This is a genomic window from Catenovulum agarivorans DS-2, assembly GCF_000568405.1.
Classification (GTDB): Bacteria; Pseudomonadota; Gammaproteobacteria; order Enterobacterales; family Alteromonadaceae; genus Catenovulum; species Catenovulum agarivorans_A.
This window is the reverse complement of record NZ_ARZY01000007.1, coordinates 39,722-53,486: the sequence shown is the minus strand read 5'-3', so window position 1 is coordinate 53,486 and position 13,765 is coordinate 39,722. Positions and strand designations below refer to the sequence as shown.

Genomic DNA, 13,765 nt, shown 5'->3' with positions numbered 1-13,765 from the left:
AATTCACAAACCTTACTAACTTTTCTATCCAAAATATATGACTGACAGCAGAAAAATCCTTGTTACATGTGCATTACCATACGCCAATGGTTCCCTTCATTTGGGCCACTTGTTGGAACATATTCAAACAGACATTTGGGTGCGTTTTCAAAAATCTCGCGGCCATGAAACATATTTTGTGTGTGCATCAGACGCTCACGGTACACCGATAATGTTAAAAGCTGACGAGCTTGGCATGAGCCCAGAGCAAATGGTAGAAGCAATGCGTTCAGAGCATATGCAAGATACAGCTGACTTTTTGGTAGAATTTGACAACTATCATTCGACTCATTCTGAAGAAAATAAAATATTGGCTCAATCTATCTACACTGAACTAGATAAAAAAGGTCATATTGGTAAACGGACGATAGAACAACTTTTCGATCCGGTCAAAAAAATGTTTTTACCCGATCGTTATGTAAAAGGTGATTGCCCTAAATGTGGTGCGGCAGACCAATATGGTGACAATTGCGACGTATGTGGTTCAACCTATTCGCCGACTGAACTCAAAAACCCAAGATCAACTGTGTCTGATGCCACGCCTGTTTTAAAAGAAAGCGAGCATTACTTTTTCGAATTAGACCAGTTCCAAAACATGCTGCAAAGCTGGCTAAAATCTGGCGCGCTGCAAGAACAAGTTGCGAATAAGTTACTCGAATGGTTTGGTGATGGTCTGCGTGGTTGGGACATTAGCCGAGACGCACCTTATTTTGGTTTTAACATCCCAGGTACAACTGATAAGTTTTTCTATGTATGGCTAGATGCGCCGATTGGCTACATGAGCAGTTTTAAAAACTTATGTGATAAAAAAGGCATTGACTTTGATGCATTTTGGCAACAAGACTCAGCTGCAGAACTACATCACTTTATCGGTAAAGACATTATTAACTTTCATGGTTTATTCTGGCCTGCAATGTTAGACGGTGCTGGATACAGAAAACCAACGGGTGTACACGCCCACGGATTTTTAACCATTGATGGCGAAAAAATGAGTAAGTCAAAAGGCACCTTTATTAAAGCGCGAACTTACTTAGACCACTTAAACCCAGAATATTTACGTTATTATTACGCGGCAAAATTAACACAAAGAGTCGATGATTTAGACCTGAATTTAGACGATTTTGCTAAACGTGTTAACTCAGACTTAGTTGGTAAATACGTTAATATTGCAAGTCGCTGTGCTGGTTTTATCACTAAGTTTTTTGACGGAAAACTGAGTGATACCGTCTTACAACCAGAGTTGATAGAAGATTTTGCATCGGCTGCTGATAGCATTGCTCAGCACTACGAACAAAGAGATTTCAGCAAAGCAATACGTGAAATCATGGCGTTGGCAGACAAAGCAAATCAATTTATTGCGGACGAAGCCCCTTGGGTGTTAGTAAAAGAACAAGCTAGTTTAGAGCGAGCACATCAAGTATGTTCTCTAGCCATTAACTTATTCAGAGTATTAACCATATATCTGCAGCCTGTATTACCCAAACTAGCTAATGAAGTTGCAGTGTTTTTAAACGACGAGCTAACTTGGGACAAACACAATACCCTGTTAACTGGCCATGCTATCAATAAGTTTAAACCTTTATTGCAGCGTTTAGATACTAAAACTATAAACAAAGTAATTGAGGCATCGAAACAAAGCACGCCCGCAACCAAAAAAGCGCAGCCGGCAAAAGCTAGCAAACAAGAAGCCAAAAAAGGTAATGAAGAAATTGCCGCTGAAATCGAATTTGCTGACTTTGCCAAAATTGATTTACGTATTGCCAAAATTGTTAGCGCTGAACATGTCGAGGGGGCTGACAAATTGCTAAAAATTCAGGTTGATATTGGCACCGAACAACGCCAAGTATTCGCTGGGATAAAATCAGCTTATCAACCTGAAGACCTAGTTGGCAAATTAACCGTCGTTGTCGCGAATTTAAAACCACGAAAAATGCGTTTTGGCATGTCCGAAGGTATGATTCTAGCAGCCGGTCCTGGCGGCCAAGATTTATGGGTATTGCATCCAGATCAAGGTGCCAAACCAGGTATGCGAGTTAAATAATATGGCCGACACATATAAAATTACCCTCGCAAGCAAACGCGAAAAATCGGTATTGCGCCGCCACCCATGGGTATTTTCACGTGCCATTGCCCAAGTCGATGGCACCCCCAAAGTAGGTGATACAGTCGAAGTCTACGCCAAAAATGGCCAATGGCTGGCAAGAGCGGCTTACTCACCACACTCACAAATTCGAGCCAGAATATGGACATTCGATCAAGACGAAAGTATTGATCAAGCATTTTTTGCTAAGCGAATTAACCGTGCTTACCAAGCTAAACAGCAAGTCGTAACTAATAGTAATGCCTACCGGCTAATTGCTGGTGAGTCAGACGGCTTGCCAGGTTTAACAATTGATTTGTATAACAACATTTTGGTATGTCAGTTTCTCGCTGCTGGTGTTGAAAAACACAAAACAGATATAGTGGCTGCACTTGAACAAATATTTAGCGATTTAGCCATTTACGAGCGCTCTGATGTCGACGTCAGACAGAAAGAGGGCTTGAAACCTACATCAGGGTGGTTAAAACCAGGACCAAACACCTCCACCTGGATTAACGAAGCTGGCAATCAAATTCTTGTAGATGTAGAACAAGGACATAAAACGGGTTTTTATTTAGATCAAAGAGATAATCGTTTAATTGCTGCCGAGTACTGTAAAGGGCAACAAGTGTTAAATTGCTTTAGCTATACTGGCACTTTTGGTTTACACGCATTGACAGCTGGTGCAAAACACGTAACCAACCTCGATGTGTCGCAGTTGGCTTTAGATACCTCGGCAAAAATATACCAGCACAATCAATTGAACGAAAAGCAATACACTCACCTGAATGCTGATGTATTTAAACAGTTGCGCCAATACAAGCAGCAAGGTAAAGAGTTCGATTGTATTATTTTGGACCCACCCAAATTTGCTGAGAATAAAGGTCAAGTGATCCGCGCGTGCCGCGGTTACAAAGACATTAACATGTTAGCTTTGCAAATTCTTAGACCTGGTGGCGTACTGTTAACATTTTCTTGTTCTGGATTAATTGGTGCTGACTTGTTTCAAAAAGTGGTCGCGGATGCCGCATTAGACGCAAAGGTTGAAGCGCATATTATTGAAAAACTAACTCAGGCTAAAGACCATTCGGTGTTACTGAATTATCCAGAAGGCTTTTATTTAAAAGGTTTGGTAGTGCAAAAGCGTTAAACTAACTTTTTCAGCTTGGTCAGTCTAACAACTGACTAAGCTGTATGGCGCCTTTTGCTCAGAATTTTCGTCAGCTACTTGCTCTACCTTTATTTGCGGTAAACGGTCTATTGTTCGAAATAATATTTGTCCGCAGTCGCTGCAACTATGAACGCGCTTATGATCATCTCGTTTTAATAAGCCCCATTCTTTGATATCCTCTGAACCACAGTCCTTGCACTTAACCTCAGATTCACTCGTATTATTTGGATGCTGCTGAAGATACACCGACCGAATCACAATCCTGCGATATGCTTTCACTTTACTAAGTTCAGGCGACGCTTGAGACGTTTTAGATGACTTATTTTGAAAAAATAACTTAAACATAGGGTCCCTTCCAATTAAACAATTCGCAGGGATTATACCACCTATTCCGCCCGATTAATGCGAAGTAAATGTGAATTGTTTGGCAATTTGTTGAGCTAAATTAAGCATGTTGTTTATTTGATGGTGAAATCAAGTTTCACACTTACGTTTTCAATTCGCGTTGGTTGAGAATTTACTTTAGGTGGCTGATAACGCCATTTAGCAACTGCCCGCCTTGTTGATTCATCAAACACTTGCTCGGGCGATGCGCTAACAATTTTGACATCTTCAACCTTGCCTTCTTCATTCACGGTAAAATTAACTCTAACCCACCCCTCAACTGCATCGCGCATTGCATCAACAGGGTATTCTGGGAATGGACGAGATAACGGCTTAAGATCTTTTTTAGTAAACACGAGTTGGGTATTTTTAAGCTCGTTTTCAGCCGCTTCGTCTAACTCAAGGCCTCTGGTATCTAAGGTAATTTCTAGCGCATTGGCTAACTCAACATAAGGTTTAAGCGGTACATTGCGCTCAATAGCATGGTTTAATGCAAGATAGAAATATTCATAAGCTCTATCAACAGAAGTTTGTCCGAGATATGAGGCGGCTAAAATAGCGTGATAATCAGGGTTATTTGGATCTTCATATAGTCCGTCTTTTGCCATCAAGCCTGCCTTAAAAGGAAAATAAAAGTCGTCATATTTAGAAGTTGCATAAATAAGTGCTAATGTTTGATGGGCATTTTTATGGTCATCTTCCACCAACTGTTCCAGAGTATTAACCAACTTACGAAGTTGTCTTTTTGATGGCTTGTTTGCCAAACGTTGACGTGTCAACTCAAACTGAGCACTCGGATAGCCTTGATATGCACTTTGCTCAAGCCAATAAGTTGCTTTTTGCTGATTGGCTAAACATCCAACCCCAAGTTCAAGGTGTTTGGATAACTGATATTTTGCACTGGCATTTCCATTTATAGCAGCTTGAAGATACCAATAAACCGGTACCGCACTAACTTCGCTGCTATGAGATTTAACAATCCCGCTACTCATTAGCTGAGCCAACGCAATTTGCGCCTCTACATCATGATTTTCTGCTTTGGCTAATAAAGACCTGTGATAGGTATCTAATAATTTGTGATAAGTTCTATGTTTACTTTCACTTTGCGCACGAAACTCAACTTTAACTAAAACATTCTCATTTATAAGTAATTCATTGTTGTCGATTAATGGCGTGTATTCTTGTGATAATGCATACTCAATCGCAGATTTTTCAAATTTGTTATTCGGCAAAGCTTGCACTACAGCAACATTAAATAGCTGACCTTGCTCGTTAATATCTCCCTGCAGTAATACGAAACCACTGCTGTCAGCTGGCACGGCTTTAAGTGGCTTGACTGAAACTGGCGGCATTGTACCTAACGAACCGTCGTAATCCGGATACAACTTGCGTGCAAGCGCAGCATTGCTATAGCGTTGTGCTAAAGATTCAGCGACCTCCTTGGCTTGACGTTTAGAAGGAATTTCACGACGCATACGGCGAATTTCTTCACCTGCTGCTCTAAAGCCATTTTCATCGGAGAGAGAAAACCACGCATATGCTTGATAGATATCGGCAGGCCCACCTTTGCCTTGGTAGTACATGATGCCTAAATAATATTGAGCTTTCGCATGGCCATGCTTGGCAAACTTTTCAAATTCGCTGCGTGCTTGGGCATATTGTCTTTTTTCAAATAACAATTCAGCATCTTCAATATCAGCGGCATGACAAACAAAAAATAAAGAAGGTAACAAACAGATTAAAGACACAAATGAAACTGCAGATTTGAGTTTAATGTACAACAAAGTATCCTTCCCTCTATGACAGTATTAATCCAAAAACTGTTTAGCTTGAGTAAGCTTTAGATGACGTTATTCGGCTAAAAACCAAACTTTAATATGACGGATATATTAATCAATCAAAATAAAATGTCCACACCTCACTATATAAAAAAACCTTTTTTTAACGAAAAATACACAAACACCCGCAACTAAGCTAATTTTTCAACAATTAATGCCGCCCTATGCCCTACCTCAACAGCTTGATTGGCAAAGCAAATCCGCTGATTGGCCTTTGCAAATATAGGTTGAAAACGCGTTTGATAAGCAATAATCCTATCGCTCGCTATAGGGTGGAAGTTGTTAAACTGGAGATCAGCAGCGAAACGAAAGTCTAATTTTTGTTTAATAATTTCAGCTTTAACCACAAAATGCTTGTCGCTTAAGATACAAAACCTCGGCTGCGAAAAATTCTGAGCTAACTGTACACGTATGTTCGAGTAGATAGATTTCAGCATTGCAGGTGGATTTTTATACAAAGGAGCGGCTTGACCCAATTCTACCGTCGCCGCATTTGCGGCTAAATAATTTGTTGTGTAATAGCTCAATGTAGCCGATGCGCGCCTTGAATGAATCAGTGCCTCAACAGGATAAACGATAGGACAGTTGTAAATGACAGGTGCTCTCCCAACCTCTGTGTAGGGTTTGACCGCAAATACCGGATAAATCGAAGGTTTAATTGAGCAGTGTAAATCCAAATGGATCCGGTGTGTAAAAGCCGTTCGAGCAAAAATAACGTGTAAAGCCTGTTTTAATTGAGCCGCTCGTCTGTACTCATAATTATCCAAACCAAGGGGTGGACCATCACTTTGTGAATTGTACGCGCTTGCGAACAGTCTATTTAGATTAGTATCAACAAAGCGTATACCTTGTCGAATGGCCTGAGGATTAGCAAAAACAACCACTAAATGGTATTGCAGCTTCAATTCATTGTGGGCAATATCGCGAATGACTTGATCTAATACTTCAATCGGTGCCGTCTCATCACCATGTACGCCCGCAGTTAAAATAACTGAGTGTTCGAAGTATCTCGCTGGAATAAACTCTAAAATACCCGCAGCGTGTTGCCATACCCATGTACCACAGCTAAGTTGAAAACATATAGGCTTAAACACACTATCAGACTTCGAAATTAAATTGGCCAAATACTCTTGCAGTAAAGAATGCATATCCGCACTCCTTTAGGCAACACATCAAACTTTGCAAATCATTGATAAAGCTTAGTCGATAATTTAGCTAGAGGTTAAACGGCTTGGGGCATTTTGCTTCAATATAATTCCGCTCAACATAATTATATGTACGCAAATAAAAGTCATATCTGATTAATTTTCGCCAAAAGTTAATTGCTTCAGCTTTTGGGCAAATGGTTTCAATTAAATAAATTTTGTGCTGTGCTTCGGAGATATCTAGCCTGTCGGGGATCTGAATATACACGGCAATGCCTTCATCTATTGCTCGTGCACCTCGGTAACGCCACACACCTTTAACAAACTCAGGAGCCATATATCGGTCAACTTCCTTGAGTAAGTCAACTGGGGCGTAGTGCTCTCGTTCTCCGCAACCGCTCAGCAGCCAAACGAATGAGCTCAAAATAACCACAAACCTAATCTGTGTTTTTCTCCACCACAACATGTATATATTTCCCCATTGAGATAAATGGTTCAGTGTCTGAAACTGCTAACTCATTTTCTACAATTTGCTCAAAGTGACTTTGCCACATGCTTCTATCTAACATGTAATCATGAAAGCTTCGCACACCGCGCTTGTGAACAATTTCACCATATGCCTCTAACCAAGTATAGACTTGTTGAGGCTCTTGCGGATAATTAGGGTTTAACCTAACCTGCTTTTTCGCTTTCAAGCCATTGCTAATATAATCGAAGTTGCCATATAGCAAGTTGCCAATTAATTTAGCTCTGTTATTAAAAAACATTATCGACAACTTACCGCCAGGCTTGAGTACTTTGAATAAACATTCGATAAATAATTGAGGCTGAGCAATCCATTCAAGTACTGCGTGACAGACAACCCAATCAAACTGCTTGTCTAGGTTTTGAGCAACATAATCTTGTGCAGGCATACAGTGGAAATCAACAGATACACCAGCAGATTGGGCAAAGGCTTTAGCGGTATCCAGCAGATTGGGTGCAACTTCTACCGCGGTTAGCCTATGACCTTGCTGTGCTAACCAGACCGACATATGGCCTAAGCCAGCGCCCACATCCAGAATTGCGCAGCTCTCTATATGCCTATCATTAGATGCAGCCAATCCCAACTGAGCAAGGTCGTGCTGTAACACAGCTAGGCGCAAGCGTCCCTTTGTAGTTTTATAAATGTTGTCGGCGAATTTATCCGCGATATCAGTAAAACTTTGATCAGGTTTGTACATCATGTACCCAAATCGCTTGGCTATATTCGTGTTAAATAACAGGTCACTTCTTCACGATCATGATATAAGTGTTTTATTTGAAGCTTATATCGCACGCCACCTTCGTATAGTGCGACTTCCATTTGCTCGACCACTTGCGCAAGATGTTGATATCTCTGTTTCATTGGCAGCTTTAAATTAAAAATCGCTTCTTTACACCAGTCATTTACTATCCATTTCACCATTAATGCTGCAACCCGTGTTGGCTTCTCAACCATGTCACAAACCAGCCAATGTACATTACGTTTTTTCGGTTCGTATTTAAATCCGTCTTCACGTAAGTGTTTCACCTGGCCTGTTTCCATCAAGTCTTTATTCATGGGGCCGTTGTCAATCGCACTTACCATCATACCTCGTTGGACCAATTGATATGTCCAACCGCCAGGTGCTGCACCTAAATCAACTGCATTTAAGCCACCTGATAATTTTGTTGGCCAGTCGCTTTTAGCAATAAAATAATGGAAAGCCTCTTCTAGTTTCAGGGTCGACCGGCTTGGAGCTGATGCTGGAAACTTCAAGCGTCTAATCCCCAAATGCAGATCACTTCTGTTGTTGCACGGACTAAACCCCAGCAGGATATGTTGCGAGTTAAACAAAAAGATATGTAAAACCGCTTCGGCTTTATTTTGAACGACCTTTTGCTTGTTTAGTGCTTTTTGCAATGGCACTACAAACTTTTTGGTAAAACTGGAAACCGCTTTACCTTCGTTAGTATCAGCATAATCTAGCGTTATATCAGCATACTCATGCCCTGCCAACGCTTTGACTATAGGTGAAATTCTGTCGCTTGGATCTAAGTCAAATAGCTCTTCTATTAAACAAAACCACTGACGGGTAAAGACTAGCTTATCTAGTTTAACCTTTTTGAAAAGAGCGCTATCCTCACCATTAGTCAACTCAAATTCAACATAACCAAAATTATCTTTTGCTCGGCAAAAACCAAATAACCCAGCTTCTGTTGCGTGGTGTTGAATTTCGTTAGCGCAATCTTTTTCAAACCCTGCGCGGCAATACAAGATATAACGAGACATTTATTTACCTTTAAAAAACACTGAGACCATTAGTAACAGCCAAGCAAGAATAAACAGACTGCCACCTATTGGTGTTAATGTGCCAATTGTAACAACAGAAAATGCCAGTAAATATAAATTTCCACAAAATAATAATATTGCCCCCGAGAAACAGCTTAAAATCAGCAAGCTCAGGCGATTTTTTGGTAAAAAGTAAACCAAAGTAAATAATAAAGCAGCATGGACCAGTTGATAAAACACAGCAGTGTTTAACCATAGCTTAGCTTGGTCGGATAAAATAGCATGGCTTGCATAAGCCCCAAATGCAACGGCAGTTGCCCCAGCAAACCCAGCAAAGCCTTGCACTATATTTCTATACATATTCATTTATAAACTCAATTATTGTGTGGCAAGCATAATCCAATGCTTGCTCATGCGTCACGCCAGACGATTTAAGCGGTTTTAAACTATGATCGGCAGCTTTTAGCCAATTAACTTTAATATTGTTGCTAAAGGCCTGCTGCGAGACCCAATCACGATTACCAAATGTATCTCGCTCACCTTGAACAATTAAACAAGGCTTAGTCGTTTTACTGATTAATTCAAGCCGATGCTTCTCTGGCTTACCAGGCGGATAAAAAGGATAACCTAGCGCAATCGCCCCTCGGATATTTCTATCCGTCGCCAAGATTGTTTCGAGTGCCACTCGAGCGCCCATAGATTTACCAGCGACAAAAACAATGTCGTCTTCACCAAGGTGTAAAACTTGCTGCTTAAAAGCTTCTACCAACTTAGGCATCTTGTCGGGCGGGCGTTTTTTTCCTGTAGTATGTATTTGTTGCATATAAGGAAAATCAAACAAAATAACCTCTAGTTGGTAATTCTTTTCACTTTTTGTGAACTCTGTAAGTTTATTACAAACTGATTGCATAAACTCCGATTGGCTACCTGCACCAGCCCCATGTGCTAATATTAATTTAACATCTGTCACAGAAAAACCTCCAAATAAAAAACAAACAAAATAAAATCAAATGCTTACAGAAAAACCCCACTAACATCAAATATCTTTAGCTCAATAAATATTTAACATAACTTTGATACTAAAAATGTAATATCTCGGTGACTTAGCGTTTATTATTCCAAAACGAAATATAGTTATTTGCTTTCAATATTGTAATTTAATTACACGATAGTATACTTAAAACCGTTGAGAGAACAAAATTAGTTTAAACAACAAGCAAATGTTAATGAAAAATGAAAGTTTATTACAAAACACACTAAATGTTAAAGTGATTAAGGAGTACGCTATGTCAGTATTAAAAAGTTTTGTATCAGTTGTTGCTTTTGTTAGCTTTACTGCAACAGCAAACACAAGTGATTCTTTAAAGAGTTCAGTTGAAGCTGACTTGGTAAAAGATATTAAATTAGAAGTTGCAAGTTTAGTTGCTGATGTAAAAGTAGCAGATGCAATTGAAATATCTGTAAACAAAGCCATCTTAACTAAAGATGAAAAATCAGCAGAACAACTAGACGATACAACTACACAAGTAGCAGAGTAAGAGATCCAGTTATCCTGCAACACGATTAACGTGGGATATCGATAGGGTCAAAGCTTTTGACCATGTCGTCAAGTGCTTTGATTTGAGCCAAAAACGGTTCAAGTTGTGCTAATGGGAAAGCAGAAGGACCATCACATTTTGCTTCAGCAGGATTTGGATGTGCTTCCATAAACAAACCCGCTATCTTAGTCGCCATACCGGCGCGAGCTAGCTCAACGGTTTGATGTCTGCGACCACCAGAAGCCGACCCCATAGGATCTCTACATTGCAGTGCATGAGTCACATCGAAAATAATCGGACTGCCGTCTGATACCTCTTTCATAACCCCAAAACCTAACATATCAACCACTAGGTTGTCGTAACCATGACAGCTTCCACGTTCACATAAAATAACTTTTTCATTGCCTGATTCAGCAAATTTTTCAACCAAGTTGGTGACTTGAGATGGTGACATAAATTGTGGTTTTTTCACATTAATTACAGCACCTGTCTCAGCCATGGCTTTAACTAAATCAGTTTGGCGTGCTAAGAACGCTGGCAACTGAATAACATCGACAACTTCAGCAACTGGAGCAGCTTGGAAAGTTTCATGCACATCAGTGATAGTCGGTACATTAAAGGTCTTTTTGATCTCTTCAAAAATTTTCAAACCTTCGTCGATACCAGGTCCACGATAGGAGTGGACTGAAGAACGGTTCGCTTTATCAAATGACGCTTTAAACACGTATGGAATACCGAGTTTATCTGTCACTTCTTTATAGCTTTCTGCAATGTGCATCGCAAGATCTCGCGATTCCAACACATTCATACCACCAAAAAGGACAAATGGCTTATCATTGTTCACTTGCAAAGATTGAACAAAAACTGACTTTTGACTCATTGTTTTCTTTTAACCTGTAGGTCCATAAAGTCAGTATTGTAACCTAAGGCTAAGCCAAGCTGAACTCTGAATCAAAAATTAGCTAGCGCCGCCACCAAAACAAGCGGCAAATTGCCGGTAAAAAGAATATTGCACCAAGCATGTTGACTAAAAACATAAAGGTTAGAAGAATTCCCATGTCTAACTGAAACTTTAAGTCGGAGAATACCCAAGTACTCACACCTATGGCTAAAGTAATGCCAGTAAATATAACTGCACTACCACGCTCGATCAAAGCTTGTCGATACGCTTCAGATAACTTCATACCTTGTTTAAGTTTACCCATCATGTTAGACAAAATGTAGATACCATAATCGACGCCAATTCCTACGCCTAAAGCAATAACAGGCAAGGTATAAACGGTTAAACCAATATCTAGCTTAGTCATTAACGCCTGTGCTAGAGTTGAAACCACAAACAAAGGAATAATTACCGCTAACGTTGCTCGTAAACTTTTAAATGACAATAAGCATAAAATAAACACCGCTAGATAAACGTAAATCATCATAGGTATTTGTGCTTGAGCTACTGCTTCGTTTGTGGCGCCCATGACACCCGCAGGGCCCAAAGCAAGCTTAAATTTAAGCTTGTCTGTTTCATAGTTTGATTTTTCCGCTTTCACAACATCGATAACTCGCTCGATTGTTTCGGCTTTGTGATCTTGCAAAAACAGTAAAATAGGCATCGCACTACAGTCTGTGTTTAGCAGTCCGCTGCTAGTTGGCACACGAGCGACTGATTGCGCCATAGATGCAGTATCTTTCGGTAACACACGCCACTTCGGATTACCTTCATTATATCCCGCAGTAATGGTTTTAGTTACACTGGTTAAACTAATGCTCGACTGCACCCCTTCGACATTTGCAAGTCTGAATTGAAAATCATCAATCTGCTTCATGATCTCAAACTCAGTACACGCATCTGGCACTGTTTCAGCGATAACTGAAAGTATATCAACCCCAATTTCATACTTTTCTGTGATCAAAAATGTATCTTGATTGTAGGTTGAATCTTCATGCAAAGCGGGCGCCCCAGCATGCAAATCGCCTATTTTCATATTGGCTGAATAAGTCCAACCAAATGCAAAAAGCGCTAACATCACCAAAACCAAAGCTGGCGCAAATTTACGCTCAGTAATCTTAACTAGACTTGGCCACAGAACCGCCATTTTGCTGGATTCAATACGAGATTCATAATCGTGCGGGAAGTGTATGTAAGAAACCAGTAAAGGCAGTAAAATCAAATTGGTTAGAATAATAACACCAACACCAATTGACGCGGCAATTGCCAATTCTTGGATAATACCAATGTCGATACTTAAAATTGTGATAAAACCAATACAATCGGACAGTAACGCTACAAAACCAGGTAAAAACAAAGCTTTAAAACTTTTCTTAGACGCGATTTTTGCCCCTGCCCCACTAGCAACTCGCTTGCCAATACTATTGATCATTTGCACACCATGGCTTACGCCAATCGCAAATATCAAAAATGGTAACAGGATCGACATAGGGTCTAAACCAAAACCAAGTAAAGATAACAAGCCAATTTTCCAGACCATAGCGATAACTGAACACAAAATTGGTAACGCGGTTAGCAAAATTGAGTGGCAGAATAAATAAACTAAGACACAAGTAATCACCATTGCGACTACAAAAAACATCAGTACATTTTTTGCACCTGCAGCCACATCCCCCACCATTTTAGCAAACCCGATGATATGGATAGAGTGTTGTTCAGTTTGCAATTTCTGCCTAAGTTCTTGCTCTAACGTTTTTGCAAAGTTAATCGTGTCAATTGGTTTTTTCGTAGTAGGGTCAACATCAAGCAACTGCGCTGTCACCATTGCGCAAGCATAATCGCCAGAAACAAGTCGACCTACTTGGCCTGACTTTTCAATGTTGCGGCGAACCTTTGCTAGGTCGCTTTTAGTATTTGCATAATCAGCTGGTATAACTGGGCCACCGATAAAGCCCTCTTCAACAATTTCTGTGTACCTAACTGCAGGAGAAAACAATGATTTAACCGTTGATCTGTCTACGCCAGAAATAAAAAAGAGTTGGTCGTGGACCTTTTTTAGTTTGTCAAAAAATTCAGGATTATAGAGATCACCCGAAGCATCACAAACTGAGATCAAAATATTATTTGCGCCGCCAAAATCATCTGCGTACTCTAGGTAGGTTTGCATATATGGGTGTTCAAGCGGAATATTTTTGGTGAAGGCCGCATCCAGCTTTATTTGACTAGCGAAGTAACCGAGCAAGAACGTAAGCACAGTAAACACTGCAATAATCAGTACACGATTGGCAAATATCCACTTTTGTAAAAAATCAACTAACTTACTTAACACATTTTCCT

General features: G+C 40.1%; 13 protein-coding genes. 3 read left to right on the top strand and 10 right to left on the bottom strand.

The window, feature by feature from the left end:
- Window positions 1–37 precede the first annotated feature (37 nt).
- Both metG and DS2_RS05600 read left to right on the top strand, forming a co-directional pair.
- A complete protein-coding gene (gene metG / locus DS2_RS05605) occupies window positions 38–2,080 on the top strand; it encodes a methionine--tRNA ligase (RefSeq protein WP_035013687.1) in 2,043 nt (680 codons plus the stop codon).
- A gap of 1 nt (window position 2,081) precedes the next feature.
- Window positions 2,082–3,269: a class I SAM-dependent rRNA methyltransferase gene (locus DS2_RS05600; RefSeq protein WP_035013686.1), complete on the top strand. Its 1,188-nt coding sequence runs from the start codon at window positions 2,082–2,084 to the stop codon at window positions 3,267–3,269.
- A 24-nt stretch (window positions 3,270–3,293) separates the two neighbouring features.
- Here DS2_RS05600 and DS2_RS05595 read toward each other — a convergent pair whose 3' ends face one another.
- The 8 genes from DS2_RS05595 to DS2_RS05560 all read right to left on the bottom strand — a co-directional run bounded on the left by DS2_RS05595 (window position 3,294) and on the right by DS2_RS05560 (window position 9,920).
- Complete coding sequence (locus tag DS2_RS05595; RefSeq protein ID WP_035013685.1) at window positions 3,294–3,635, bottom strand: hypothetical protein; 342 nt, start codon at window positions 3,633–3,635, stop codon at window positions 3,294–3,296.
- Between the two features lie 113 nt (window positions 3,636–3,748).
- The gene (locus tag DS2_RS19685) at window positions 3,749–5,455 is read right to left on the bottom strand and encodes a TonB family protein (protein ID WP_051479646.1); all 1,707 of its coding nucleotides are present in this window, start codon (window positions 5,453–5,455) and stop codon (window positions 3,749–3,751) included.
- Window positions 5,456–5,643: 188 nt separating this feature from the next.
- A complete protein-coding gene (locus DS2_RS05585; protein WP_035013684.1) occupies window positions 5,644–6,660 on the bottom strand; it encodes a succinylglutamate desuccinylase in 1,017 nt (338 codons plus the stop codon).
- Window positions 6,661–6,727: 67 nt separating this feature from the next.
- Entirely contained in the window at window positions 6,728–6,994 is a 267-nt protein-coding gene (locus DS2_RS05580) for a hypothetical protein (RefSeq protein ID WP_035013683.1), read from the bottom strand.
- Between the two features lie 100 nt (window positions 6,995–7,094).
- Window positions 7,095–7,880, bottom strand: a complete 786-nt coding sequence (locus tag DS2_RS05575) for a methyltransferase domain-containing protein (RefSeq protein ID WP_035013682.1) — start codon at window positions 7,878–7,880, stop codon at window positions 7,095–7,097.
- Between the two features lie 20 nt (window positions 7,881–7,900).
- Window positions 7,901–8,950, bottom strand: a complete 1,050-nt coding sequence (gene rlmM, locus DS2_RS05570; protein ID WP_035013681.1) for a 23S rRNA (cytidine(2498)-2'-O)-methyltransferase RlmM — start codon at window positions 8,948–8,950, stop codon at window positions 7,901–7,903.
- Complete coding sequence (locus DS2_RS05565; protein ID WP_051479645.1) at window positions 8,951–9,316, bottom strand: DUF423 domain-containing protein; 366 nt, start codon at window positions 9,314–9,316, stop codon at window positions 8,951–8,953.
- Window positions 9,303–9,920: an alpha/beta family hydrolase gene (locus DS2_RS05560; protein WP_035013680.1), complete on the bottom strand. Its 618-nt coding sequence runs from the start codon at window positions 9,918–9,920 to the stop codon at window positions 9,303–9,305. Before DS2_RS05560 ends, DS2_RS05565 begins: the two co-directional genes overlap by 14 nt.
- Window positions 9,921–10,236: 316 nt before the next feature.
- Here DS2_RS05560 and DS2_RS05555 point away from each other — a divergent pair, with 316 nt between their 5' ends.
- Entirely contained in the window at window positions 10,237–10,488 is a 252-nt protein-coding gene (locus DS2_RS05555; protein WP_152537547.1) for a hypothetical protein, read from the top strand.
- Window positions 10,489–10,513: 25 nt separating this feature from the next.
- Here the strand turns inward: DS2_RS05555 and kdsA are convergent, their stop codons facing one another.
- Both kdsA and DS2_RS05545 read right to left on the bottom strand, forming a co-directional pair.
- Complete coding sequence (gene kdsA, locus DS2_RS05550; protein ID WP_035013678.1) at window positions 10,514–11,368, bottom strand: 3-deoxy-8-phosphooctulonate synthase; 855 nt, start codon at window positions 11,366–11,368, stop codon at window positions 10,514–10,516.
- An 82-nt stretch (window positions 11,369–11,450) separates the two neighbouring features.
- Window positions 11,451–13,757 (bottom strand): efflux RND transporter permease subunit, encoded by a 2,307-nt coding sequence (locus tag DS2_RS05545; protein ID WP_035013677.1) that lies wholly within the window; start codon window positions 13,755–13,757, stop codon window positions 11,451–11,453.
- Between the last annotated feature and the right edge of the window lie 8 nt (window positions 13,758–13,765).